Source organism: Flavobacterium branchiophilum FL-15 (genome assembly GCF_000253275.1).
Classification (GTDB): domain Bacteria; phylum Bacteroidota; class Bacteroidia; order Flavobacteriales; family Flavobacteriaceae; genus Flavobacterium; species Flavobacterium branchiophilum.
Genome location: NC_016001.1, coordinates 1203798 through 1227026 on the forward strand (window position 1 = coordinate 1203798; position 23229 = coordinate 1227026).

At 29.9% G+C, this 23229-nt stretch carries 24 protein-coding genes; 23 read left to right on the forward strand and 1 reads right to left on the reverse strand.

Annotation, left to right across the window (positions count from 1 at the left end; translation table 11 throughout):
* The first annotated feature begins 52 nt into the window (after positions 1-52).
* The 6 genes from FBFL15_RS05155 to FBFL15_RS05180 all read left to right on the forward strand — a co-directional run bounded on the left by FBFL15_RS05155 (position 53) and on the right by FBFL15_RS05180 (position 4067).
* The gene (locus FBFL15_RS05155; RefSeq protein WP_014083583.1) at positions 53-769 is read left to right on the forward strand and encodes a MotA/TolQ/ExbB proton channel family protein; all 717 of its coding nucleotides are present in this window, start codon (positions 53-55) and stop codon (positions 767-769) included.
* Positions 753-1139: an ExbD/TolR family protein gene (locus FBFL15_RS05160; RefSeq protein ID WP_014083584.1), complete on the forward strand. Its 387-nt coding sequence runs from the start codon at positions 753-755 to the stop codon at positions 1137-1139. Before FBFL15_RS05155 ends, FBFL15_RS05160 begins: the two co-directional genes overlap by 17 nt.
* A 76-nt stretch (positions 1140-1215) precedes the next feature.
* Complete coding sequence (locus FBFL15_RS05165) at positions 1216-2058, forward strand: CvfB family protein (RefSeq protein ID WP_014083585.1); 843 nt, start codon at positions 1216-1218, stop codon at positions 2056-2058.
* A gap of 293 nt (positions 2059-2351) precedes the next feature.
* Positions 2352-3182 carry a 4,5-DOPA-extradiol-dioxygenase gene (ygiD, locus tag FBFL15_RS05170; RefSeq protein WP_014083586.1) on the forward strand — a complete coding sequence of 277 codons (831 nt, stop codon included), beginning with the start codon at positions 2352-2354 and terminating at the stop codon, positions 3180-3182.
* A gap of 116 nt (positions 3183-3298) precedes the next feature.
* Entirely contained in the window at positions 3299-3679 is a 381-nt protein-coding gene (gene gcvH / locus FBFL15_RS05175; protein ID WP_014083587.1) for a glycine cleavage system protein GcvH, read from the forward strand.
* Entirely contained in the window at positions 3672-4067 is a 396-nt protein-coding gene (locus tag FBFL15_RS05180) for a VanZ family protein (RefSeq protein WP_014083588.1), read from the forward strand. The genes gcvH and FBFL15_RS05180 overlap by 8 nt, the downstream gene beginning before the upstream one ends.
* 246 nt (positions 4068-4313) lie before the next feature.
* Here the strand turns inward: FBFL15_RS05180 and menD are convergent, their stop codons facing one another.
* The gene (gene menD, locus FBFL15_RS05185) at positions 4314-5975 is read right to left on the reverse strand and encodes a 2-succinyl-5-enolpyruvyl-6-hydroxy-3-cyclohexene-1-carboxylic-acid synthase (protein WP_014083589.1); all 1662 of its coding nucleotides are present in this window, start codon (positions 5973-5975) and stop codon (positions 4314-4316) included.
* Between the two features lie 234 nt (positions 5976-6209).
* Here menD and FBFL15_RS05190 point away from each other — a divergent pair, with 234 nt between their 5' ends.
* From FBFL15_RS05190 to FBFL15_RS05265, 17 genes are all read left to right on the forward strand, one after another.
* Positions 6210-6785: an acyltransferase gene (locus FBFL15_RS05190; protein ID WP_014083590.1), complete on the forward strand. Its 576-nt coding sequence runs from the start codon at positions 6210-6212 to the stop codon at positions 6783-6785.
* 33 nt (positions 6786-6818) lie between these two features.
* Positions 6819-7787, forward strand: a complete 969-nt coding sequence (locus FBFL15_RS05195; protein WP_014083591.1) for a Gfo/Idh/MocA family protein — start codon at positions 6819-6821, stop codon at positions 7785-7787.
* A 374-nt stretch (positions 7788-8161) separates the two neighbouring features.
* The gene (locus FBFL15_RS05200; protein ID WP_014083592.1) at positions 8162-9190 is read left to right on the forward strand and encodes a polysaccharide biosynthesis protein; all 1029 of its coding nucleotides are present in this window, start codon (positions 8162-8164) and stop codon (positions 9188-9190) included.
* Positions 9191-9194: 4 nt separating this feature from the next.
* Complete coding sequence (locus FBFL15_RS05205) at positions 9195-9584, forward strand: cupin domain-containing protein (RefSeq protein ID WP_014083593.1); 390 nt, start codon at positions 9195-9197, stop codon at positions 9582-9584.
* Between the two features lie 13 nt (positions 9585-9597).
* Positions 9598-10716 (forward strand): polysaccharide biosynthesis C-terminal domain-containing protein, encoded by a 1119-nt coding sequence (locus FBFL15_RS05210; protein ID WP_014083594.1) that lies wholly within the window; start codon positions 9598-9600, stop codon positions 10714-10716.
* A gap of 17 nt (positions 10717-10733) precedes the next feature.
* A complete protein-coding gene (wecB, locus tag FBFL15_RS05215; protein ID WP_014083595.1) occupies positions 10734-11882 on the forward strand; it encodes a non-hydrolyzing UDP-N-acetylglucosamine 2-epimerase in 1149 nt (382 codons plus the stop codon).
* 38 nt (positions 11883-11920) lie between these two features.
* A complete protein-coding gene (locus tag FBFL15_RS05220; RefSeq protein ID WP_014083596.1) occupies positions 11921-12838 on the forward strand; it encodes a class I SAM-dependent methyltransferase in 918 nt (305 codons plus the stop codon).
* Between the two features lie 8 nt (positions 12839-12846).
* Entirely contained in the window at positions 12847-14193 is a 1347-nt protein-coding gene (locus FBFL15_RS05225) for a lipopolysaccharide biosynthesis protein (RefSeq protein ID WP_014083597.1), read from the forward strand.
* Positions 14194-14198: 5 nt separating this feature from the next.
* A complete protein-coding gene (locus FBFL15_RS05230) occupies positions 14199-15425 on the forward strand; it encodes a glycosyltransferase family 4 protein (RefSeq protein WP_014083598.1) in 1227 nt (408 codons plus the stop codon).
* 184 nt (positions 15426-15609) lie between these two features.
* Positions 15610-16647, forward strand: coding sequence for a hypothetical protein (locus tag FBFL15_RS05235; RefSeq protein ID WP_143394653.1), 1038 nt, complete (start codon positions 15610-15612; stop codon positions 16645-16647).
* The gene (locus FBFL15_RS16475; protein ID WP_014083600.1) at positions 16647-16811 is read left to right on the forward strand and encodes a hypothetical protein; all 165 of its coding nucleotides are present in this window, start codon (positions 16647-16649) and stop codon (positions 16809-16811) included. The genes FBFL15_RS05235 and FBFL15_RS16475 overlap by 1 nt, the downstream gene beginning before the upstream one ends.
* A gap of 17 nt (positions 16812-16828) precedes the next feature.
* Positions 16829-18007, forward strand: coding sequence for a glycosyltransferase family 4 protein (locus FBFL15_RS05240; RefSeq protein ID WP_014083601.1), 1179 nt, complete (start codon positions 16829-16831; stop codon positions 18005-18007).
* Between the two features lie 6 nt (positions 18008-18013).
* A complete protein-coding gene (locus FBFL15_RS05245; protein WP_014083602.1) occupies positions 18014-18934 on the forward strand; it encodes a glycosyltransferase family 4 protein in 921 nt (306 codons plus the stop codon).
* Positions 18934-20784 (forward strand): asparagine synthase (glutamine-hydrolyzing), encoded by a 1851-nt coding sequence (gene asnB / locus FBFL15_RS05250; RefSeq protein WP_014083603.1) that lies wholly within the window; start codon positions 18934-18936, stop codon positions 20782-20784. Before FBFL15_RS05245 ends, asnB begins: the two co-directional genes overlap by 1 nt.
* Positions 20781-21389 carry an imidazole glycerol phosphate synthase subunit HisH gene (gene hisH / locus FBFL15_RS05255; protein WP_014083604.1) on the forward strand — a complete coding sequence of 203 codons (609 nt, stop codon included), beginning with the start codon at positions 20781-20783 and terminating at the stop codon, positions 21387-21389. The genes asnB and hisH overlap by 4 nt, the downstream gene beginning before the upstream one ends.
* Before the next feature lie 3 nt (positions 21390-21392).
* The gene (locus FBFL15_RS05260) at positions 21393-22154 is read left to right on the forward strand and encodes an AglZ/HisF2 family acetamidino modification protein (RefSeq protein WP_014083605.1); all 762 of its coding nucleotides are present in this window, start codon (positions 21393-21395) and stop codon (positions 22152-22154) included.
* Positions 22151-23227, forward strand: coding sequence for a DUF354 domain-containing protein (locus FBFL15_RS05265; RefSeq protein WP_014083606.1), 1077 nt, complete (start codon positions 22151-22153; stop codon positions 23225-23227). The genes FBFL15_RS05260 and FBFL15_RS05265 overlap by 4 nt, the downstream gene beginning before the upstream one ends.
* Positions 23228-23229: the final 2 nt, after the last annotated feature.

The window sequence follows — 23229 nt, forward strand, 5'->3', positions numbered from 1 at the left end:
ACAAATTTGCCATATTTTTTATAAATAACACTTATAAAACACCATAAATAATATGTTTCAATGGATTAGTTTACAAGCCGACACGTTGTCTAACCAAACTGCCAATGCCGTAATTACGGACACAGTACAATCAAACAACATAACGGCTCTTGGTTTTTTGCTCAAAGGGGGTTTTTTCTTGATTCCAATAGGAATTTTATTGTTTTATACTTTTTATATCATCATCGAAAGGTGTTTGTATATACATAAAAAAACGCAAAACGACCCTAATTTAATGCCCGATATTCGCAATTATTTACAATCAGGCAATTTAGATATGGCCCGAACTTTGGCAGAACGCACCCCCTCTGCATCTGGAGCAATTTTGCGTGAAGGCATTTTAACTATCGGCAGACCTATTGCAGAAATTGAATCCAATATGGAACGTGCTGCCAATATAGAAATTGGCGAAATGGAAAAAAATGTAGGCAAGCTTGGCCTTATTGCAGGCATTGCCCCAACACTCGGATTTATTGGCACCATTTCTGGTGTCATCAAAATTTTTTATACCATTTCATTAACCGAAAATATCAGTATTGGCTCTATTTCGGGCGGACTATACGAAAAAATGATCAGCTCGGGTTCTGGTTTAATTGTGGGTATTATAGCTTATAGCGGCTATCACTTGCTCAACAATGGGATAGATGCCTTTGCCCTTCAGGTGCAAAAACAAGTGCTAGAATTTGTAAACATCATTCAAAGACCTTCAAAAAATGATCAAAAGAAATAAACGTTTTCATGCAGAAGTAGCCACGTCGTCGTTGAGCGACATTATGTTTTTTTTGTTGCTTTTTTTTCTCATTATTTCTACTTTGGCCAACCCAAATGTGATTAAAATGACGTTGCCAAATGCCAAAAACAACGAAAAAACCAACAAACAATTCATCAGTTTGTCTATTACTGCCAATAAAAATTATTATATTGATAAAGTACCTGTGCCTTTTGAACGATTAGAGTCGGAATTGATTTCTAAAGTGGGTGCAAATCAAACCGTGGTTGTTAGAATTCCTTACAATCTTCAGGTTCAAGATTTAGTAGATGTTTTACAAATTGGCGTCAAAAACAATTTGAAATTTGTAATTGCAACTCAAGCGAAATAGTTTTAATGGGGAATTATAAATTAACAAAGCAAAAGGTTGAAAAATTAGAAAACAAAACCAGAAAATGGAAAAAAAAATGATTGAAATAGGAAAATACAATACGCTAACCATACTTCGAGACACAAAAGTAGGCTTATTTCTTGGCAACGGAAACGAGGCCGAAGATATTTTGTTGCCCAATAAATATGTTCCCAAACATTTTCAAATTGGCGACGAATTAACCGTTTTTGTTTATCTCGATCACGAAGAACGTCCTGTTGCCACCACACTCGAACCCTATATATTACTTAACGAATTTGCTTTATTAAGAGTAAATTATGTAAATAAAATAGGGGCTTTTATGGATTGGGGGCTCGAAAAAGACATCCTCGTACCCTTCAAAGAACAAGCCAGACCAATGGAAAAAGGCAAGCGTTACCTCGTATATCTATACCTCGACTCCAAAACAAATAGACTTGTAGCGTCTAGCAAAACCAACCAATTTCTAAAAAACGACACCCTTTCTATACAAAAAGGAGACGAAGTAGATTTAATCGTATCCCACATCACCGATTTGGGCATCAACGTCATCATCAACAAACAACACAAAGGATTGCTATACAAAGACGAAGTTTTTGACGAAAATATCAGAACAGGCGACCGACTCGTTGGCTACATCAAAAACATCAGACCCGATAACAAAATAGATGTATCGCTCCAAAAACAAGGCTTTGAAAACATAGAACCCAACGCCGAAAAAATCCTTTTTGAACTCCAAGCCAATAGGGGGTTCCTTCGTCTTACAGACCATTCACACCCCGAAGACATCAAAACAGTACTCAAAATGAGTAAAAAAACATTCAAAAAAGCCATCGGAACTTTATACAAAAACCGAGAAATCGACATCAAACCCGATGGGATATACCTTATAACCCAATAATTTTTTTTGGGCACCTTATCCGTCCTCCACTCCCGCTTTTTTTTCTTGCCGCAAAACCCATAAAACCGTCGAGCGGCAAGAAAAAAAGAGCTCCGTTCAGGCCGGGGTGCGGGCATACCTCAAAGTGCCATCTGCCATATCGCCACGTATGGCATGATCCAAAGTTCGTTTATATAAAAATTGGGTTATACCAAATATTTTATATGTATATTTGGTATTAAAAACGATTTATTCCTAAAAATGGTTAAATCTAGGTGTTTTTGATATTTTTACGTTTCTAAAACCAATATCCCATGAATTTACATCAATTTGAAAATTGGACCAACACATTACACCAAATCGATACCCCAATGCCCGCTTTATTCATCGGACACGGTTCGCCCATGAATGCCATCGAAACCAATGAGTTTACACAATCTTGGCAACTATTAGGACAAAAAATCCCAACACCACAAGCCATTTTGGTTATTTCTGCCCATTGGCTCACCAAAAAAACACATATAACAGCCATGGAAAACCCCAAAACGATTCACGATTTTGGAGGTTTTCCTCAAGCCCTATTCGATGTGCAATATCCCGCAAAAGGAAATACAACTTTAGCACAAGAAATCCAACAAATTAGCCAACCAAACCACATTTTTCTCAACGAAACTTGGGGCTTAGACCATGGTACTTGGTGTATTTTAGCTCAAATGTATCCACAAGCCACAATTCCTGTTTTGCAATTGAGTATCGATTATGATAAACCAGCAGCTTATCATTTTGAATTGGCCCAAAAATTAAAAAACCTGCGTCAAAAAGGAGTATTAATTATAGGAAGCGGCAACATGATACATAATTTAAAGCTATTGGCATGGGACAAAATGCAAGTTCCAAATTACGGCTATGATTGGGCCCACGAAATGAATCATATTTTGAAAGAAAAAATACTGACAAACGACTTCAAAGCGTTATTGAATTACTCGAGTCTTGGCCATGCTAGTACCCTTGCCATCCCAACCCCCGATCATTATTTGCCTCTTATATATAGTGTTGCACTCCAAAAACCAACAGATGAGGTTCATTTTTTTAACGATCAATTAATTGCAGGTTCCCTCAGCATGACTTCCGTAATTTGGAAGTAAAACAGTAAATATTTTAATGAAAAAGAATTATAAAAAAATAACGTAAATATCACAAAATTTAATAATTTTGCAGTTCAAAGCAATAGATAGTAACCATTAATAAATTGATAAATATAATGACAATTCCATCAAATTTAAAATATACCAAAGACCACGAATGGGTTAGCCTAGAAGGTGAAATAGCAACAGTAGGTATCACCGATTTTGCACAAAAAGAACTTGGCGACATCGTATATGTAGAAGTAGAAACACTGGACCAAACACTAGACAAAGACGAAGTATTTGGTACTGTAGAAGCCGTAAAAACCGTTTCGGATTTATTTTTACCACTTTCTGGCGAAATAATCGAATTTAATGACTCATTAGAAAGCAAACCTGAAACTGTCAATTCAGACCCTTATGGAGCGGGTTGGATGATCAAAGTAAAAATAAACAATCCCGCTGAAATGGATCAGCTTTTAACTAGTGAGCAGTATCAAGAGCTTATCGGTGCTTAATAAAATTTATCTTTTTGCAGCACTTTTTTGGACCTATATCATTTTATATTTGTGTTTAGCAAGTACAAAAGATTTACCTCAAGTAAGTGTTGGAATCAAAAATTTAGATAAAGCAGTTCATTTTTGTTTTCATTTTGGGTTTGTAATTTTGTGGTATCTTTTTATGGCTTCACAAAAAAACGCTTTAGAAATCAGATTCAAAATGAAAAAAACATTCTTGGTTTCTGTCGTTTTTGGTACCTTGATAGAAATTGCCCAATTGTGTTTTACCAATTCCAGAAGTGCCGATATTATTGATGTTTTTGCAAACAGTGTAGGAGCTTATAGTGCGGTAATTTTTTTGAAAAAAACCAAATTTTTATTCAAAAAATTCAATTTAATATCATAAAAAAACCTTCTTTGGAAGGTTTTTTTATTTTATTCTCCAACCATTTTCAAGTGGTTGGGTAAGTTGTTTAAAAGGTTTTTATATCAAATAGCAATGTCGTTTAGTTCATCAAAATATAGTCATAATGGCACTTCAACTTTGATAAAAAGGATTGATTCGAATGAATGCTAAACTAAACGACATTGTACTCAATATATTTATAAAATAGAGAAAGATGCAAAGTTGGTTTTTCAAAAAATAATGCTGTTATTTTAAATTTTTAAAATAAGATAATAATACAGCGTCATTTACATTTGTGGGGGTGAATATTTCCAAAATACTGGCTCTTTTTTCAATAATATAAGAATTCCAAACCTTGTCGAGCTCCATTTCGTTCGAGGCTTCAAAATATTCCAATTGATGCATCTTTGCAAGGTGTTGTGCCGATAAATCATGTTGGGTTTCAAAAAACTGATTGAAAACAGGATTTTCATCGTGTCCTGGCAATATTCTAAATATTCCACCACCTTTATTATTGAGTAAAATTATTTTAAAATGCTCAGGAATATAAGAGTTCCAAAGGGCATTATTGTCATAAAAAAAGCTAATATCTCCCGAAATCAATATCGTTGGTACTCTAGCAGCTACGGCCGCTCCAACAGCCGTAGAGGTACAGCCATCGATTCCACTGGTTCCTCTATTACAAAAAACTTTTATAGATGGGTGAATATCAAATAATTGAGCATACCTAATAGAAGAACTGTTGCCAATTTGTAACATCGATTGATGAGGTAACCTTTTTAAAATATATTCAAAAACTTTGAAATCAGAAAAAGGAAGGTTTTGCAAGTATTGGTTGTGTTTTAACTTCCTGTATTCTTGTATAATTTTGTTTTTTTTAAAGTAATTGCTCTCTATTTTGTTATTAAGAACATATATATTTTCAAAAAATAAATTAATATTACAAGTTATATGAGCTGTTAAAGCAGCATAAGTATCATAAGCCCGAAGCGAATCTACATGCCAATGGTGTAGGGGTTTGTATTTTCGGAGTAGGGTTTTGATGCGTTTTGAAACTACCATTCCACCAAAAGTAAGCAATAATTGTGGCTGAAAATCAGCCATTGCAGTATCGTCAAATGGTGTTATGTGAGTGTCTATATTTGAAATAAAATCAGGATGATGCCAATTGGAGTTACATTCTGTAAGCACGACTATCGACGGGTCTGCCGCCACAATAGATGTCCAATGTTGATCAACAACGTGCGGATTTTCTGATCCAACTAATAGTAATTTTTTGCTAGAATCATTCCAAATTTTCCTAAAATTTTCCCAATTAATATTGTTATCTTCAAATGTTTGGGGTTCATTTTCTAATAAGTTAATCTTTACAGTACTTGACGGAACTGTTTCGTACAGCGGTTCTTCAAAGGGAGCATTCAAATGGACGGGCCCTTTATATTGAAGGGCTTTTTGAATGGAAAGTGCTATTGTTTTATGGTTTTGCTCAGAATCAATTTCAGACAAAGTATGACTTTCTAAAATATGATTGCTAAAAACATGGTGCTGACGGATGGTTTGCCCGTCGCCAATGTCTATTTTGTCAACTGGTCGGTCTGCAGAAATAACAATTAAAGGGATTTGACTATAATAGGCCTCTGCAATCGCAGGATAATAGTTGAGTAATGCAGAGCCCGAAGTACAAACTAAAACAACAGGTTCTTGTAATTGCTGGGCCATGCCTAAGGCAAAAAAAGCTGCCGAACGTTCATCAACAATACTGTAACATGAAAAAAATGGGTGGTTTACAAAACCAATTGTAAGTGGAGCATTTCTCGAACCTGGCGAAATGACGATATGTTTGACCTCTTTTAGCAAACATATTTGTATAATGCTTTGAGCTAAAGGAATTTTTGGATAGAAAATCATTTTTAAAATATTTTTGAACAAAAATAATCAAAAATTGTAAATATAAATTAATTAAATAAGGCAAATCATTTGAAATTATTAATGTTTTAATTTACAACGATAAAATTTGTTTTTTACCGAATTCAGAATTTTTTTCATATAATTTTAGTTCTTTCTTGTATATTTATCTTATATTTGCAACTCAAAAATTAATATTTTATTTTTGTATAAATTTTACCGATAAAAATTAAAATTATGAATGAATTTTTTGCACATGAAACAGCCGTAATTGATGATAATAGTCAAATAGGTATCGGAACTAAAATTTGGCATTTTTCACATATAATGTCTCATTGTGTTATTGGTACTTCTTGTAATATTGGTCAGAATGTGGTTATTTCTCCACAAGTTATTTTAGGGAATAACGTTAAAATACAAAATAATGTATCTGTTTATACAGGAGTTGAATGTGAAGACGACGTTTTTTTAGGTCCTTCAATGGTTTTTACTAATGTATTAAACCCTAGAAGTGCCATTAATAGAAAAGAGCAATATAGTAAAACAATTGTTCAAAAAGGGGCTTCAATTGGAGCAAATGCTACCGTAGTTTGTGGTAATACTATTGGGAAATATGCTTTAGTTGGTGCGGGCGCCGTAATTACAAAATCATTACCTGATTATTCGCTTTGGGTTGGAAATCCGGCCAAACAAATAGGTTGGGTTAGTGAATATGGACATCGATTGCATTTTGATGACAATAATATTGCAATTTGTCCAGAATCAGGACAACAATATGAGTTGAGAAATAATAAAGTTACAGAAATTTTGTAATGTTTATTAATTAAGGATATTAATATAAAAAACATGAAAAATTTTGCCCTTATTGGAGTTGCGGGATTTATAGCTCCAAGACATTTAAAAGCCATTAAAGAAACTAAAAACAATTTAGTAGCAGCATTAGATAAATTTGACAGTGTTGGTATTATGGATAGTTATTTTCCTGATACGAGTTTTTTTACGGAATTCGAGCGTTTTGACAGACATATAACCAACAATATCAACGAAAAAAATATTCCATTGGATTATGTTTCAATTTGTACTCCAAATTATTTGCATGATTCAAACATTCGTTTTGCACTACGTCAAGGAGCCGATGCCATTTGCGAAAAACCTTTGGTACTAAATCCTTGGAATATTGATGCTTTAGCAAAAAACGAAATCGAAACAGGCAAAAAAGTATATACTATTTTACAACTTCGATTGCATCCCAGCATTATTGCACTGAAAAATAAAGTGGCAAACGGCCCAAAGGATAAAATATACGACATTGATTTAACCTATTTAACCTCAAGAGGCAACTGGTATTACACTACTTGGAAAGCCGATGTTAGCAAATCAGGTGGGGTTGCCTCCAATATTGGAGTTCATTTTTATGATATGCTCAGTTGGATTTTTGGTGATGTAGTAAAAAATGATGTACATTTGCATTCGTTTGATAGAGCTGCTGGATATTTAGAATTTAAACAAGCCCGAGTTAGATGGTTTTTGTCTATTAACAGCAATACGTTACCAAAAGAAGTGGTTGCAAGAAATCAAACTACCTATCGATCGATCAAAATGGATGGCGAAGAAATAGAGTTTAGCGATGGATTTAAAGATTTGCATACTGCAAGTTATGAAGATATTTTGAGTGGAGGAGGATTTGGATTGACAGAAGCACGTACATCAATTGAAATTATTCAAACGATAAGAAATGCTGCATTGCAACCTTTGACAAACGACTACCACCCGTTTTGTAAATTAGAACAAAGTAAACATCCTTTTGAAAAATAATTATTTTCATTATAAAAAATGATGGATAATATTAAAAATAATTTTGTAATTGATCATAAACACATCATTATTTATGCAACAAGGAAGTAATAAATATGCTGAAAACGGATTAAAATATTTTTTTGTATCTAATTAAAATATATAATGTTGTTTTTTGTAAAATTTTAAAAAAATATTAGATAGGAATTGAGTTCTTAATTGAGTATTTGATAAATAATAAATTAATGTATTTTTGCACTTATTTTAAAATTTGTTGTTTTGAAATAATATAAACCGATTTATAGAAACACAAAATCTTTATAATCAGCAATATAAGAAAAAGTAGTTTATTGAAAAAAGTAAAGCTGCGAATGTTTGGAATTAAAAATTAAAAAATGAATGAAACATTATTAATAACAGGAGGTACTGGTTCTTTTGGAAACGCCGTCTTACAAAGATTTTTGCTAGGAAATAGATTTTCTGAAATTAGAATCTTATCAAGAGATGAGAAAAAGCAAGACGACATGAGAAGACGATTGAACAATCCAAAAATTAAATTCTATTTAGGAGATGTTCGAGATTACAATAGTATCATTAATGCTTTTAGAGGTGTTGATTATGTATTTCATGCAGCAGCATTGAAACAAGTTCCTTCTTGTGAGTTTTTTCCTATGGAAGCCTTTAAAACAAATGTAGTTGGCACTCAAAATGTGATCCAAGCTGCAGCGTTTCATAACGTAAAAAAAGTAATTTGTTTAAGTACAGACAAGGCAGCATATCCAATAAATGCAATGGGTATTTCGAAGGCCATGATGGAAAAAGTAACAATAGCAGAATCTAGAAATCTTCCAAATACCGTAGTTTGTTTAACACGATATGGCAACGTAATGGCCTCTAGGGGTTCGGTTATTCCATTATTTATAGAACAAATTAAAAATGGATCTGATATTACCATTACCGATCCTTCCATGACACGTTTTTTAATGAGCCTTGATGATGCAGTGGATTTAGTTTTATTTGCTTTTGATCATGGTAATTCGGGCGATTTATTTGTAAACAAAGCCCCATCATCTACGGTTAATGACCTGGCAATTGCACTACAAAATATTGCTAATAAACAGTGTAATATAAAAATTATTGGCACTAGACATGGAGAAAAAGTTTATGAAACCCTGTGCACAAGAGAAGAAATGTTAAAATCTGAAGATATGGGTGATTTTTATAGAATTCCAGCAGATAATAGAGATTTAAATTATGCTTTGTTTTTTTCCGAAGGAGATTCTAAAATTAGTGAAATTAATGATTACAATTCACACAACACAACATTGTTAACCATCAGCGAAATTGAAGTTTTATTAAAGAAATTGCCATATATAAAGAAAGTACTTTTAGATGAAACAATTTCGGATTATTTAGTAGAGTAATAAGATGCAAGTTATTAAAGGAGCTACATTTGAAGATTTTAGAGGAATTGTAAAGTTTGTAAATGATTTTGACATGACTAAAGTAGTTAGAATGTACAGTATTTATCCAAATAAAAATGTAATCAGAGCTTGGCAAGGACATAAAATGGAGTATAAATGGTTTTTTGTTGCAAAAGGTGCCATATTAGTAAAAGTTAGAAACATGCTTACCAATGAAGTACATGATTTTCATCTTTCAGAAAATGAAGCTCAAATATTAGAAATTTCTGGAGGTAATTACAATGGATTTCAAGCCTTAACAGAAGATTCTATATTGATAGTATATTCCAATTTTAGTGTAAGGGAATCATTACTAGATGATTACAGACAGTCGATAGAAGCATATCCATGGTAAAAAATAATATCAAATGAAAAAAATAGGTATAACAGGTCAGAATGGGTTTATTGGTTACCATTTATTACAAACATTAAATTTGAATAAACAAAAATTTCAAATAATTGATTTTAATAGAAGCTTTTTTGATGACTCTAAAGCATTAGAACATTTTGTTAGTCAATGCGATGTTATCATTCATTTGGCTGCATTAAACAGGCATCATGATGCCAATACAATCTTTGATACCAATACGGATTTAGTAAAAAAGTTAATAAACGCATTAGAAAACCAAAATAGTAAAGCACATCTTATTATTTCGTCTTCGACACAAGAAGAAAGAGATAATTTATATGGAAAATCCAAAAAGGAAGGGCGTTTGATGCTTGCTGAATGGGCAAACAAATCTGGCGGTAGATTTACAGGAATGATAATTCCTAATGTATATGGACCTTTTGGAACCCCTTATTATAATTCGGTTATCGCCACTTTTTGCCATCAAATAGCAAGAAACGAAGAGCCCAAAATAGATGTAGATGGTGATTTGAAGTTGGTATATGTTGGCGAGGTTGTTGATGTAATAATCAATGCAATAAATAATAATGACAATAGTCATGAATATGATGTAGCTCCAACAGCACAGGCAAAAGTTTCTGAAATATTGTCAATACTTATCAATTTTAAAAAAACCTACCAAGACAAAGGTGAATTTCCAAAATTGCACAACGATTTTGAACTTAAATTATTTAATACATATCGTTGTTATATGGATATTGAAAATTATTTCCCAAAAAAATTCCTCCAACATGCAGACGAAAGGGGAGCATTTGTAGAAATTGCTCGACATGGTATTGCAGGGCAAACCTCGTTTTCTACGACAGTGCCAGGTATTACAAGAGGCAACCATTTTCATACCAGAAAAATAGAACGTTTTGCAGTAATAAAAGGTAAAGCGTTAATACAATTAAGAAAAATAGGAACAAATAAAGTTTATAATTTTGAGCTGAATGGAAACGAGCCTGCCTATGTAGATATGCCAATTTGGTTTACTCATAATATCAAAAATATAGGAGACGAAATACTATATACCAATTTTTGGATTAATGAACCTTTTGATGCAAATGATCCTGACACTTGGTTTGAAGTTGTTTAATTGAATAAAATGAATAGATGAAAAAATTAAAAGTAATGACTGTTGTAGGTACCAGACCAGAGATTATTAGACTTTCTCGAGTAATGGCTGCCTTGGATGAAAGTCCTGCTATTGAACATATTACAGTACATACAGGTCAAAATTATGATTATGAACTTAATGAAGTTTTTTATGAAGACCTTGGAATCAGAAAACCTAATTATTTTTTGAATGCCGCTGGTATATCGGCTACCGCAACAATCGGTCAAATACTTGTAAACATAGATCCATTATTAGAAGAAATAAAACCAGATGCCTTTTTAGTTTTAGGTGATACAAATTCTTGCTTATGTGCTATACCAGCCAAAAAAAGGCATATCCCTATTTTTCACATGGAAGCGGGCAATAGATGTTTTGATCAACGTGTTCCTGAAGAAACCAATAGAAAGATTGTAGATCATATTTCGGATATTAATTTAACCTATTCTGATATAGCTAGAGAATATCTATTAAGAGAAGGGTTGCCTGCGGATAAAATCATCAAAACGGGATCGCCTATGTTTGAGGTTTTAAACTATTATTTACCTAAAATTAAAGAAAGTAATATTTTAGAAAAGTTAGCGCTAGAACCCCAAAAATATTTTGTAGTTTCTGCGCATCGAGAAGAAAATATTAGTAGTGATGTTAATTTTTTTGGTTTAATTCATACCCTTAATACAATTGCTGCTAAATATAATTATCCAATTATTGTTTCGACTCATCCTAGAACCAAAAAAAGATTGGAAGAATTGAAAGAAAATGTAGTGCTTCATCAATTGATTCAATGGCAAAAACCCATGGGGTTTTCAGACTATAACGCATTACAAATCAATGCGTTTGCAGTTTTGTCAGACAGTGGAACTATAAGCGAAGAATCGTCAATTCTCAATTTCCGAGCTTTAAATATACGAGAGGCACACGAAAGACCCGAAGCCATGGAAGAAGCAAGCGTAATGATGGTTGGACTAAATCCAACTAGAATTATGCAAGCATTGGAACATGTACAACTACAAAAAATGGGTTCAAATAGAAATTTTGAACCTGTTGCAGATTATTCTAAACCTAATGTGAGTGAAAAAATGGTACGAATTATTTTGAGTTACACGGACTACATAAAGAAAAACGTATGGAAAGAGGTAATTACGTAATATAATATCAAATAAAAAATAATAAAAAATAATTAAAAATGGAAAACATAATATCTCCTCTTACAAAAAATTCTGAAGCTGTTTTTGAAAGAAGAATTAAAACAAAACAGTTAATTTCAGATTATAATAAAAGTTTTAACATAGATGTTTCGGATTACTTTACAAATTTAGATTATATAAGCATTTATAAATGTATAAATACAGGGTATCGTTTTTACTATCCATACAATCTTTCTGGTGATAGTAAATTTTATGAACATTTTCAAAAATTTGATTGGTATTATATGCCATGGAAATGGGAACACGAGATAAGTAAAAATTATATTAATGATGGAGATAAATTATTGGAAGTAGGCTGTGGACAAGGTGCATTTTTAAAAAAAATTAATGAACTGTATTCATTGGATAAATCAATAGGATTAGAGTTAAACGAATCAAGTAAAAACGATTATGGAAAATTTCAAGTATTAAACGAAAGAATAGAAGATTATTCTGTAAATAATAAAGATTCTTTTGATGTGGTATGCTCGTATCAAGTATTGGAACATATTGCAGATGTAAATAGTTTTATTGCCTCAAAAATAGCTTGTTTGAAACCAAAAGGTAAAATGATCATTAGCGTTCCAAACAATGATTCGTATCTTAAAAACGATGATTTTAATTTGAATATGCCACCACACCACATGGGGCTTTGGACCGAAAATTCGTTAAAAAATTTATGTAATATTTTTCCTTTAAAATTAATAAAAGTACATTTAGAAGAATTACAAGAATATCATATACATACCTATTTGGGTTCAGAATACAATTTAAAATATAAGAATAAATTAATTCAAAGCATAGTAAGAAAATTTCATGTGTTAGTTGGAGTTTATTCAAAAAAAGCAGAAAAAATAAAAAGTAATAGACTAAACATTATCGGACATACCATATTGTTAGTGTATGAAAAACAATAAAAATTAATATGCTATTGAATTCCAAAAACAATATAAACAAGTTTGATTTTAATCTTTATAAAAATATTTTTTATTCCTTTGGAATAAAAGGTTTAAATATTTTTATTGGATTATTATTGGTTCCGCTTACACTGAATTATTTAGATAATTATAACTATGGGGTCTGGATCACGTTAAGCTCGTTAGTTGGTTGGTTCGGATTTTTTGATATTGGTTTGGGACATGGTTTGAGAAACAAATTAACCGAAGCTTTAGCTAAAGAGGATATACAATTAGCTCAAAAATATGTAAGTACAACTTATGGAATTATAGGAATTATTATTGCTATATTAATCCTATTTTTTTTGTTATTTACATTTTTTGTAGATTGGAATATTTTATTGAATATAGATAAAACAAAAATTGCCAATATAGATTTAAAATATATTATTTTAATTACGTATTCTACTTTTTGTTTATCTTTCATGTTACGTTTAATAACCGTAGTTTTAACAGCACATCATAAAACAGCAAAGGCGGCTAGTATTGATTTAATTGGAAAGTTATTTGTATTAATTATTATTTATATCCTTACAAAAACTTCGTTTTCTTCGTTGTTTTTATTTTCTTTTTTGTTTAGTGTTGTACCAGCCGTAATATTAGTTATGGCCAATTTTTATTTTTTTAACAAAAACTACCAACATTTAAAACCAACATTTAAAAAAATAGATTTTACATTATACAAAGATTTAATGTCTTTAGGACTCAAATTTTTTTTCCTACAAATTTCAGCAATTTTAATTTTTGAAACCAATATTATTGTTATTGGTCAATTGTTTGGACAAGAGCAAGTTACGGTTTATAATTTAGGGTTCAAATACTTTAGTATTATATCTATGATTTCTGCAATTGTTTTGACACCTTATTGGAGTGCATTTACTGAAGCATGGGTAAAAAACGATAAGTTGTGGATTAAAAAATCAATAATTAAACTAAACATTGTATGGATATTATTGGTAATCCTTGCCTTATTAATGCTCTATTTTGATAGATTTGTATTTAAAATTTGGTTTGGTGAAAAAGTTTTCATATCCAAAAAAATATCAATTTTGATATGTATTTGGCTCATCATTATGGCTTGGAATGCTACGTATGTTAGTTTTTTTAATGGCATTGGCAAAGTTAGAGTTCAAATGTTGATAGGCATCTTTGCAGCTATAACAAATATTCCTTTGTCGGTATTTTTTGCGAAAATATATGGAATAGAAGGTATTTTATACTCCAATATATTGTTAAGTACACTAACTATATTTATTTATCCAATACAATATTATTATTTGATAAATGACAAAGCAAAAGGATTATTTAATAAATAAAAGTCATGACAAAAGTATTATGGTTTTCAAATACTCCTGCAAATGCTGATGAGTATTTTAACAACGAAATCAAACAAACAGGAGGCTGGTTAAAATCTTTAGATTTATTGATGCAAGACCATATAGATTTGCATATTGCATTTAAAACCCATTTATCTATAAACCCATTTGAATACAAGAAAACGACTTATTATCCAATTACTATTAAAAAATCACTGTCAAAAAAGATATTAAACTTTTTTAATTTGCAGAAATATAATTATTTGGATCAATATCAAAAACTGATAATGGAAATAAATCCTGATGTAATACACATTCATGGAACAGAATCTGATTTTGGACTGATTTACAAATATACAGATAAGCCAATAGTGGTTTCAATACAAGGTAATTTGACGGTATATACGCATAAATTTTTTTCGGGATTGAGTAAAAATAAAATAAATAAATATTTTATTAGAAAAAGCTTTCCTTTTATTGATAATTTCATGTTTACATTCCGTAATATGAAGAACGAATCGAAAATTGAAAGTGAAATTTTGAAAAATTCAAAATATATTATCGGAAGAACTGATTGGGACAAAAATATAACTAAAGTTTTGAGCCCAAAAAATACATATTTTCATAATGATGAAGTGTTGCGAGATGGATTTTATAAAAATGTTTGGGATTTAGATTGGGATAAAAACCAAAAAATTATCATACATACCACCACAGGCGATAGCCCATACAAAGGTTTTGAAACGATTTTGCAAGCAGCAAACTTACTATTAAAATTAAACATAGATTTTGAATGGAGATTAGCTGGATTAAATGAAAAATCATTAATTACCAAAGTAGTAAAAAGTAACGTAGGAAATTATATTAAGTTATTAGGCAATTTAAATGAGAATGAACTCATACAAAATCTAAAATCGTCTCATATTTATGTAATGCCGTCACATATAGAAAATAGCCCAAATAGTTTATGCGAAGCAATGATTTTAGGAGTGCCTTGCATTAGTGCACACGTTGGAGGTACAGGCTCTATATTAAAAAATAAAAAAGAAGGTGTTTTAATACAAGATGGAGATCCGTGGATGTTGGCAGGGACTATTTTGGAATTTGTGCAAAATTTTGAGCAAGCAAAAGTATATGGTAAACAGGCTCGAAAAACCGCTTTAATAAGGCATAATAAAGAAAAAATTTCAAATGATTTGAAATTAATTTATAATAAAATTGTTAATGAATAAAATTATTACTTTTTTCAAAGAAGATTTTTTAATAATATTACTTATAATATTAGCCTCTTCAAGTGCCATTTTTTTAAATGAAAAACTATTTCTTATAAGCGTTGTAATTTATATTTTAAGTTTGTTTTTTTTCCTAAAAAAAACTATAAATTTAAAGATTTATATTTTTTTGACATCTTGGATTGTGATAAACATATTATCTTTTTTAGTTTATAATCATGTAGAATCATTTAAAGCAATAACTTTTTTATCTGTAACCGCTCGTATATTACTACCATATTTTATAATTAGAATTATGGGTATTAATAGTTTTTTAAATAAATTTGAACGAATAATATATGTTTTAACATTAATATCGTTACCATTATTTACAATACAATTAATTAATCCTAATTTGTTTTTCGCATTATCACCTTTGCTTTCTGCATTTTCATTAGAAGAGCAGCAGTTGGCAGGTGGTTGGTATGTAGGTTTTTTTATGTTTAGTGGTTGGGCTGCCGATAGAAATTGCGGTTTTATGTGGGAACCAGGAGCCTTTGCTTTTATGATTATTTTGGCAATGTTTATTCGTTTTTTCAAAAACAATTTCACTATTGATAAAAAAATAATAGTTTACGTTATCGCTATCATTACTACTTTATCAACTATGGGCTTTTTTGTACTTTTTTTGATGACATTAGCTTTTTTGTTGAAATTTAAAAGTGCAAGAATCAATATGTTGATTATTGTAATTTTACCAATATTTATTATATTTTCTGTTTATTTTTATCTTAATTCTGATTTTTTAGCTGGAAAAATAAATGTTTATGTAGAAGTGGGTAGCGAAACTTGGTATGAAGGTGTTGATAACCAGCAATTTAGATTATCAAGATTAGGAATTATTTTATTTGCCTTTGAAGAGAGTTTGAAATGGCCTTTTGGTTGGGGCATTTTAGAAAATGTTCCTGGCATTTTAAAATACGGAAAGCCTGTAAGTGGACCAAATACTTATGCTGAATTATTATTAAAATGGGGTTGGGCAGGATTGATCATGTTTATATATATATTAAAAAAAACAATGTTTATTTTGTTTTATAATCAAAGAGTTATTGTTAAATATTTGATGACTTTTTCTATTTTAATGTCTGTTTTAACATATAATTTAGCTAATAATACTTTTTTGCTAACGTTTATTTATATAGGCATATTATTTAATGAAAAATTAATATTAAAAAAAGAATAATGTTTATTATATACACAAACTATGGCAATTTTGGAAAAGTTGTTTTAAACGAAATATGTAGTAACATTTATGAAATTGAATTCAAAACGGCATACAACAATAAGGCTTCCGATTGTACAATAGATAATAGACCTTGGAAAGTTTTAAATATTAATTTTGGTTAATACAAATTAAGAGATTTATGAATGATAATAAAATAAATATACCAAATATTGTAATATATACAACATCTGATTTTCCAAACGGCGGTGCACCAGAAAATTTTGTTCGGCAAATGGTTGATGGTATATACGAAAACCAAATAGCTGTTTCGGTTGTTCGATTAAGAGGTCAATTATTTGGAGATACAGAGCATAAGGTAAAAGTAAGTAATTTTATAAATAAAAAATTTCCAGAAAATGAATTTTTAAAATTCGTAAATTTAATTTCACAAATTATTTATACTCCATTTTCAATATTAATTCAAAAATTAAAATATAAAAAAAATACAATCATTTTATATGGAGTTGAATATTTATATTTTACAATACCCTATTTGTTATTTTGTAAATTATTTAATATCCGTTTATATAGAATTGTTACAGATTATTACGAACCGCAATCGCTGACTCCCGTTTGGTGGAAAAAAATAAAATTAGTTTTTTATTATGGGCAATTCAAATTTATAGATCAATATTTTAATGGTGTTATTGTATTAAGTCATTATTTGAAAAAAATAATTCAAAAAAATAATGTAAAAAATGTTCTGTTAATCAATCATTTTATAGATTTTTCTAGTTTTTATAGTTCTAGTTTTAAAAAAGTTGAAAATACTTTTGTCATTGGGTTTTGTGGAACTACAAATATACAAAATGGAACTTTTGATTTGATTGACGCTTTCGTGTTGTTACAAGAATTTCATCCAAACACCCAACTATTAATTATTGGCAACTTTTCTTCTGAATTAAAAAACAAGTTAAATCAATTACCAGATTGCATTAAAAACAAAATAACAGTTACAGGTTTCTTGGAAAAATCAGATGTACAACAAAATTTGCAAAAATGCGATATTTTAGTCAATCCAAGAATAGCAGGTGAATTTGCTGAGGCAGGATTTCCAACTAAATTAGGCGAATATTTTGCTATGAAAAAACCAATAGTTACCACTGTAACCGATGATTTTAAAATATATTTTGAAAACAAAAAACAAGTTGTATTTGCAAGTTCCAATAACCCAACTTCTATCAAAGATGGATTGGTGTTTTTTATAGAAAACCCTTTAGAGTCTAACAAAATTGCTAATGCGGGATACCAATGGGGGTATGAAAATTTAGATTATATTAAAAACAGTAAAAAACTGATTAATTTTATAAAAATGTAATAGTAGATGAGGGTATTAATTGTTTGTAGTGGCAATGCACAAGTTATTGCACCATTTATAGTTGAGCAAGTCAACGCATTAAAAAAATTAGACGTTGAAATAGAATATTTTTTGATAAAAGGCAAAGGGATATTAGGTTATATTAAAAATTATAAGGCATTATTGCAAAAAATAGCATCGTTTCAACCCAATATCATACACGCTCATTATGGATTTAGTGGATTATTATCCATTTTTCAACGAAGAATTCCAGTTGTAGTTACATTTCATGGATGTGATATTCAAAAAAGAGGGGTTAATAATATAATATCAAATTTTGTTTTTTATTTAGCAAATAGTAGTATCTTTGTAAATAGTAAAATGCTAAATTTTGTTATATTTAAAAAAAAACACACTATTATTTCATGCGGAATTGATTTAGATGAATATCAATATATTTCTAAAGAAGAGGCTAGGAAAAACTTGCGTTTTTCTGACAAAGAAAAATTAGTCTTATTCAGTTCAAGTTTTGATGAGCCAGTAAAAAATTACGACTTAGCCAAAAAAGCTGTAGAAAAATTGGAAAACATAAAATTATTAGAATTAAAAGGATATAAAAGAGAAGAAGTAATACAGTTGATGCATGCAGTAGATTGTTTATTAATAACCTCTATTCGAGAAACAGGCCCACAAGTTGTAAAGGAAGCTTTGATGTGTGGTTGTCCCATAATTTCAGTAGATGTTGGCGATGTAAAAAGTTTGATAGAGCAGGTAGCTGGATGTTTTATAGTACCGTATGATGAAAATATAATAGCCGAAAAAATAAGTTTGGTTTTTCAAAACAATAACCGAATAAAAGGTAGAGAAGTTATCATTGAAAAAGAATTATATAATAGTGTAATTGCCAAAAAAATAAAAGACATTTACACTCAAATACTAAATAAATAATGTGTGGAATTTCGGGAATAATCAATTTCAATAACCAAAAGGTTCAAGAGTTGGAACTGCTGTCTATGGTTCAAGCCATGAAACACAGAGGGCCAGACGATCAAGGTATATTTATTGATAATACGGTTGGTTTTGGATTTGTAAGATTAAGTATCATCGATTTGTCTAGTGCAGGACATCAGCCATTTCAAAGTGAAGACCAAAGATACACCATGGTATTTAATGGGGAAATATATAATTATGTAGAATTAAGAGAAGAACTTATACGAAATGGAACGGTTTTTAATACCAAAACCGATACAGAAGTTTTGTTAAAATCATATATCAAATGGGGAAAAGATTGCTTGCATAAGTTTAATGGTATGTGGGCTTTTGCTATATATGATAATCAAGAAAAAACAGTGTTTTTTGCAAGGGATAGATTTGGAGTAAAGCCTTTTTATTATTATTCAGATGAGAATAATTTTTATTTTGCCTCAGAAATTCCATCTATATTAGCAGTATTAAAAGCAAAACCAAAAGCAAACGAACAGGCAATATTTGATTATTTAGTTTTTAATAAAACAGAACATAACAGTCAAACCTTTTTTGAGGGTATAGAAAAAATATCGCACGGTCATTGTTTGTTTGTTGATTTGAAAAAACAAAAAAATACGATTGCACCTGAAAAATGGTATGATTTAAGGGAAAATGTTAAAAAAAGCACAGGTTTTTCTTCACCTAATGAATTTAAAGATGTATTTGTAGAGGCTGTAAAACTAAGATTACGAAGTGATGTGCCGGTTGGAGTATGTTTAAGTGGTGGCTTGGACTCTTCTTCAATTGTGTCGGTTATAATTGATCATTTAAACGTAGCAAACTTAAATACTTTTTCGGCGGTTTTTGATAATAATTTTTCTGGCGATGAATCAAAATTTATATTAGAATATGCAGATAAACCAGGACAAAGACATTATATAACCCCTACTGCCGAAACTTTGTATGACGATCTTGATGATTTTATAACTTGCCATACAGAGCCAATCCCGTCAACATCACCTTATGCACAATACAAAGTGATGCAAAAGGCACAAAATAATGTAGTTGTTACTATTGATGGTCAGGGTGCAGACGAACATTTGGCGGGTTACCATTACATTTTTGGGTTTTATTTTAAAGATTTATTAATCAATTTAAAATGGTACACTTTGTTGAAAGAAATGTACTATTACTTGAAAATACATAAATCCACTTTTGGGCTTAAAACGTTTTTGTTTTTTTTACTTCCTAAAAATATTCGAACCAAAACAAAAGTGAATGATTTAGGTTATTTTAATGTTAAATTTGTTAATGATTATTTAAAAAAATCAAGTATTTCTGATAATTTGTATGGTTCCAAAAGTTTAAAAGATTCATTATTAAATCATTTTGAATACAAACTCGAACATTTATTAAAATGGGGTGATAGAAATTCAATGCATTTTTCAATAGAATCAAGAGTTCCATTTTTGGATTATAAGCTGGTTGAAAAATCGTTGGCTACAAAATCGAATGAAATAATAAAAAATGGAATGACTAAAAGCATTTTACGTAAATCGATGAAAGGTATTTTACCCGAAGTTATAAGAAACAGAGTAGATAAAATTGGTTTTGAAACCCCTCAAGATGAGTGGTTTAGAGAAATAAAATGGCAAAACAAAATAAATAATATAATAACAAGTGAATCTTTTGGTAACAGAGGAATTTTTGATCAAAAAAATGTGGTTAAAAAATATAAAAAGCACATTAGTAGAGAAATAAATATTTCAAATGAAATTTGGAAATGGGTACATTTAGAATTATGGTTTAGAAAATATATAGATGAGTTATGATAGGAATTATAGACTATAATATGGGCAATTCAGGTTCGGTAAAAAGAAAATTTGATAGATTACAATCAAATAGTTTTGTTTCAAATAATATTGCCGAGTTGAGTAAAGCAGATAAATTGGTAATGCCTGGTGTAGGACATTTTGGTAATGCAATTGAACAAATCAAAAAGCTAAATCTTTGGGATTTTATAAACGAATCTGTTTTAATTAAAAAAAAACCAATTTTAGGTATTTGTTTAGGGATGCAAATAATGGCCAAAACTAGTGAAGAAGGGAACGAAGAAGGCTTTGGATGGTTTGATGCTAACGTCATAAAATTTAAAGTTTCTGATACTTTTCAGTTTAAAATTCCTCACATAGGTTGGAATGATACATTTATTCAAAAAAAATCAAAATTATTTGATAATATTTCAAATAATGATTTTTATTTTGTACATAGTTATCATATAGAATGCAATGACAAACAAGATATATTAACGACTACAAATTATGATTATGAGTTTGTCTCTGCCATTGAAAAGGATAATATTTTTGGATGTCAATTTCATCCAGAAAAAAGTCATTCACAAGGAGATCAATTGTTTAAAAATTTTATACAATTATAGTACATGTACAAACCAAGAGTTATTCCAGTTTTATTATTAAAAGATTACGGACTGGTAAAATCTATTAATTTTAAAAAACATCGCTATATAGGAGACCCTATAAATGCTGTGAAAATATTTAATGATTTAAAAGCAGACGAGTTAGTCTTTTTAGATATTAATGCTACAAAAGATAATAAAATAATTGATTTAGATTTTGTAAAAAAAGTAGGAGAAGAGGCCAATATGCCATTTTCTGTTGGTGGCGGAATCAAAACTTTAGATAACATAGAAAGTATATTAAAGATTGGTGTTGAAAAATGTATAATTGGGACTTTTGCTATCGAAAACCCTAATTTTATAAAAGAAGCGTCTGATAGATTCGGATCATCAACAATTGGAGTTTGCATAGACGTGAAAAAAGACTTTTTTGGAAGAGAATACGTCTATTATAGAAATGGTTCAAAAAAAGCAAATTTAGCTATCGAAGATTTTGCAAAACTAATGCAAGAAAAAGGAGCTGGAGAGTTAATCATTCAATCTATAGATAATGACGGTACAAAACGAGGATATAATTTGGAACTGATAGACAAAATATCAAAATTAGTATCTATTCCTATAGTTGCACTTGGGGGGGCTAAAAATATTGATAGTATGCAAGAGTTACATAAAAAAACAGTTGTAAATGGTTTTGCAGCTGGAAGTATGTTTGTATATCATGGAAATAGAGATGGAATATTGATAAACTATCCTGATAAGGAAGAGTTGAAAAAATTATTTTTATGAAAATTTTAGTTGCTTTAAATCACCCGGCACATTATTATGTGTTTAAGTTTACGGTGAAAGAATTAATCGCATTAGGGTATGATGTTAAATATGTTATTAAAGAGAAAGATATATTAGAGCATTTACTTAAAAGCGAGGGCGTTGAGTATATAAAAATTAATGAAAAGAAAAATAGAAAGAAAAATGCTTTTTCTATTATTTACAATGGAATATTTGAATTAGGTAAACAAAATATTAACTTAGGTAAAGTAGTATATCAATGGAAACCCAATTTAATGATAGGGACTGATATATCGATTACCTATATTGGCAAACTATTCTCCATACCCTCATTTGTTTTTAATGAAGATGATTTTGAAATTAATAAAATGTTTTGCAAGGCAGCATATCCATTTGCTACACGTATAATCGCACCTAATATTTGTTCTGTTGGAAAATTTGATTATAAAAAAATAGGGTATAATGGTATTCAAAAAATGGCCTATTTGCATCCAAATAATTTTACGCCTGATTATGACGTAATTAAAGAGTATGTAGATGCAGATAAGCCTTATTTTTTAATTCGTTTAGTTAGTTTAACGGCTGGACATGACATTGAAGGTTTGCATACTGGGCTTAATGAACATTTAATAGATGAAATTATCAAACTTTTAGAGCCTTATGGAAATATAATTATTAGCGGTGAAGATAAAATAAATGATAAATACAAAAAATATAATTTAAATTTACCACCAAATAAAATGCATCATCTTATTGCTTTTGCAGATTTATTTATAGGCGATAGTCAAACGATGTGTGCAGAGGCAGGATTATTAGGAACACCTTTTTTGAGATTCAATGATTTTGTTGGCAAAATAGCCTATTTGAATGAAATTGAAAATGAATACAAACTAGGATTTGGTATCAAAACAAACAAACCAAATGAATTAATTGATCAAATCAAAGAATTAATTAAAGAAAGTGACAAAAAGAAAAAATATAAAGAAAAAAAAGAAAAATTATTTTTAGATAAAATAAATGTTTCAAGTTTTTATACAAATCTAATAGATGATTTTTTAAAGTTAAAAGAATAAGA